General features: G+C 37.2%; 4 protein-coding genes and 1 tRNA gene. All 5 read right to left on the reverse strand.

All coding sequences use genetic code 11. The features are described from left to right. A partial coding sequence (locus AB3X49_RS19140) for a glutaredoxin family protein (RefSeq protein ID WP_367964065.1) occupies positions 1 to 116 on the reverse strand: 116 nt, incomplete at its 3' end. A 9-nt stretch (positions 117 to 125) separates the two neighbouring features. Next, positions 126 to 1,433, reverse strand: a complete 1,308-nt coding sequence (gene rpoN / locus AB3X49_RS19145; RefSeq protein WP_002016074.1) for an RNA polymerase factor sigma-54 — start codon at positions 1,431 to 1,433, stop codon at positions 126 to 128. A gap of 510 nt (positions 1,434 to 1,943) precedes the next feature. Then, positions 1,944 to 2,210 carry a hypothetical protein gene (locus AB3X49_RS19150; protein WP_367964063.1) on the reverse strand — a complete coding sequence of 89 codons (267 nt, stop codon included), beginning with the start codon at positions 2,208 to 2,210 and terminating at the stop codon, positions 1,944 to 1,946. 400 nt (positions 2,211 to 2,610) lie between these two features. After that, a tRNA-Arg gene (locus tag AB3X49_RS19155) sits at positions 2,611 to 2,686 on the reverse strand. Positions 2,687 to 3,042: 356 nt separating this feature from the next. Next, entirely contained in the window at positions 3,043 to 3,243 is a 201-nt protein-coding gene (locus tag AB3X49_RS19160) for a hypothetical protein (RefSeq protein WP_002129884.1), read from the reverse strand. Positions 3,244 to 3,794: the final 551 nt, after the last annotated feature.

The raw sequence follows: 3,794 nt of genomic DNA on the forward strand, positions 1-3,794 counted from the left end.
TCATATATATCTATTTCCTCAATTTGAAAAGAATATTCACATTGTACTTCCTTTAAAATTTGTTTCGCCTTCACGCAAAGACCACAATCTTTTTTTGTATATAGTACAACCTTCATCTTCTTCACCTATCCAATTGTTTTTCTTAGAGACGAAGCAGGAATATGCATTTGTTCTCTATATTTCGCAACCGTTCTGCGAGAAATAACGATTTCATGCTCTTCTTCTAATAATTTTGAAATCTTTTGATCCGAAAGTGGCTTTTTCTTATTTTCTGCTCCAACAAGCGTTTGAATGAATTGTTTCACACGCTTTGTAGAAACCGCCTCATCTTCCGTCGTAGAAATAGAATTACTAAAGAACGATTTCATCTCAAATAAACCGTGCGGCGTTTGTACATATTTATTACGCGTTGCACGACTAATTGTAGACTCATGCACACCTAACTCTTCCGCCACCTCTTTTAAAGCAAGTGGTTTTAAATACTCTGGACCTCCCCAGAAGAAATCATGCTGTTTTTCCATAATAATATTCATCACTTGTAAGAGTGTTTGTTTTCTCTGTTTCAAACTGCGCATAATCCATTGCACATGCTGATACTTCTCCGATACGTAAGAAGCCACTTCACTTTCACTATTATTTAGTAACGCACTATACTCAGAGTGAATTTCAATTCTTGGCATATTTCTCTCATTCATCTGTAAAACGAGATGATCGCCATCTTTTTTTACCGCCATATCAGGCACGATATAAAGTGGTTTATCAGAAGAAAATGCAAGACCTGGTTTCGGCTGCAATGATGTAATACAGTTCACCGCATCCTGTAATTCCTCGTTGGTACACTTCAACACTTGAACGAGCTTTCGCCAATCTTTCTTAACGAAATAATTAAAATGATCATCTATAATTTCTTCCGCTAACCCATTCCTTCTTTGTAAGCGCTTCAATTGGATTGATAGACATTCCTGAATATTACGCGCACCTACCCCTGCTGGCTCTAACGATTGAACAAGCTCCACGGAACAGTCCACTACATCAATTGGCGCAGAAAGAAGCTCTGATAACTCTTCATTTGTTTCTTGTAAATAGCCATTTCCATCCATGTTCATAATAATGAAAGAAGCTGCTTTTCGCTCTTCTTCATCTATTTTATAATACTGTAGTTGATTTAATAAATGTTGCTGAATCGTTGTAGAATCCACACTGTAGATTTCCATTTGATTCTCGACTTGTTTGCGGGTACTTTTACTTGTGTTAGAGCTCTTTTTCTTCTCCCTCTCAAAACCACCTAACTCAATAAGGGGATTCTCTAACGATTGCTCATACAAAAACTCCGATAATTCTTGTACATTATACTGGAGCATTGTAATCGCTTGCCTTAACTCTTGTGTCATTGCCAAACGTAAGCTTTGTTCTTGTAAAAGACTTGCCTTCAAACTAATCTCCCCCTTGTTTCTATTGTACAATAAGTTTGGTAAAAGGAGAATCCTATCGCAGACACCCATTCCAAAATATTATTAATTTATATGTATTAATGAGATTTACATCTTACAACCTAAATTTGAATAATATTGAAAGAAAATAATAACGCATAAAAATTATTACCACATACTAATAGTAAATCTTATTATCAGATATAACAAGTGATAATAAAAAAAGGTCTGAACTTATACTTGTAAGTTCAGACCTTTTTTACAATGGCGAGTACATATCGAATATTACACGTTTCTTCACCATTGTCGCATTTTCATTTGATAGATTAATTCCGTTCGTATCCTCTACGAGTACCACACGCACCAAATTCACAGCGTTGCGATTTGCTATAAAGATACTTTCTTGTTTATCTGCTTTGTGTAATTTTCGAATTGTGACTTGGATTACCTCTGAGTTATTTTTCCAGGGTCTATTCTTACAAGTGAACAACATTTATGACATGTACTTTTTACTTAACTGCAATAAATACCTAGCGATGCCGTTATCTTATAAACTTCATTGAAATTTTCACCTTCCATGAAGACCTCCATGATTTCAGGTATTCCTTTTGCATACGCAACTAACATTTCGAATGCATCATCTTTCGTTATCTTGTGACGAGTCACACTACTGTTGTGATGTTCCATCGTTACATAATAGACCTTTTCTCCGCACTCCTCTTCTTCAATACATGTAAGAAACGATTTTATTTCAAATAGCTTGCGAGAACCTTTTTTCATTCTTCTTCTCCTTCATAACGGTCAAGAAAGTCCGATAATGCCAACGAAAGATGATCACTTTTATTAAACTTCAGCTTACTGGCAAAGACGGCTAGCCTGTCCCTATTGCTTTGTGAATCACTACTATCTTACGTGTCATATCTTCGTTCAGCAACTTAACAATACGCTTGTGCAATATATCTCGTTACAATTTCTTTTAGTGCTAAAATCTGTTCTGATTTGAATTGCATTTCACTCTTTAATTCTTTTCATAACGAAAAACCCCCTATACACGATTATTTCTAATCACATACAAGGGGTTTCTTTAGATTTACTATTAATTTTCAACACGTTCTTCACGCTATTATGTGCTATTTACTCAATACTTTTAAATAGAACACATCACAACAACAATACATAACGCGCCCAGAGGGATTCGAACCCCCGGCAGACGTGGTACCGGAAACCACCGCTCTATCCGACTGAGCTATGGGCGCATGATTATTACGATAATATCAACGGTTTGCCTCCGTCTTCTTCCGACTTGTTCTTACCGAAAGTTAAACGTAGGATACGAACACCAACACGTAGACGTTCGCTTCTTTACATATGGATATTATATCCTGACGCTAACCTAATACGCAAGCATAAAAACCTCTTCTACACTAGCTTTAGCGCGCAGTTTTCCTTCTTTCGTTCCCCCTTAATCTACTTAAATCGAAATAGAACGCATATAGGCTCATACTTCATCATATTAAATCTAATCGTCTAGAATTGCATCTCTCGGCATCGCACTTTTCGCATATAGTCTATAAAAAAAAGACAGGCGAAGTGATGCCCGCCCATCTCCGCACTATTTTATATATTTTGATCGCAGGCTAAATATATCTTCCCCTTCACGAATGCCTGCCGATCCCTTCCTCACATTTTTTACGACAGTCCAATTCGGGTTAGTTTCATCACCGATGTTCTGTACTGTAAAGTTGCCGTCACCATATTCTCGGTGACCTTCTGCCAATTTCTCCGTTAAATCATTCTCTTTTGATCTCACCATCTTTGCGCCATCTCCCTTTTTATACAACCCTCTTAAACTGTCCAACCGATCACACGTTCAGTCAATTGGAGATCCTCGTTTTCCGCTTCGATTAATTTTAACACACTGTCGGGGGTAAGTTCCGATAACGGCTGCCCAATCGCATTAGAAACGTTATTTTCTTTGATAGTAGAAACTCGGCGAAGATTGGGTAAAAGACAATTCGCTGGGCTGCGTCAGGACTTCGCGAGAGATCAACCCCCTGATTCAAAAATCACAAATACTATCTCTAAGGGACTCCTGCGACGGCTCAGCGGGGTGGCTTGGAGGGTTCGGAAAATTTTCGTTTGGGTTGGCTTGTGGTGAATAGCATATTCATTTTGATGAATGACGAATACAACATAAATGACTTTTGTTACTTTCGACTTTCTCTTCTAAGCGTTGATTTAAAAGAATTCGCAAGACTTTCGATGAACAAAACAATTCGTAAATGTTTTATGCATTAAAAGAAACGTTGATTTAATAACGTTCTTCTTTCGTGAATGACTTCGATTGAACGAATAAGATAATGA

Source organism: Bacillus sp. C30, assembly GCF_040838255.1.
Classification (GTDB): Bacteria; Bacillota; Bacilli; order Bacillales; family Bacillaceae_G; genus Bacillus_A; species Bacillus_A mycoides.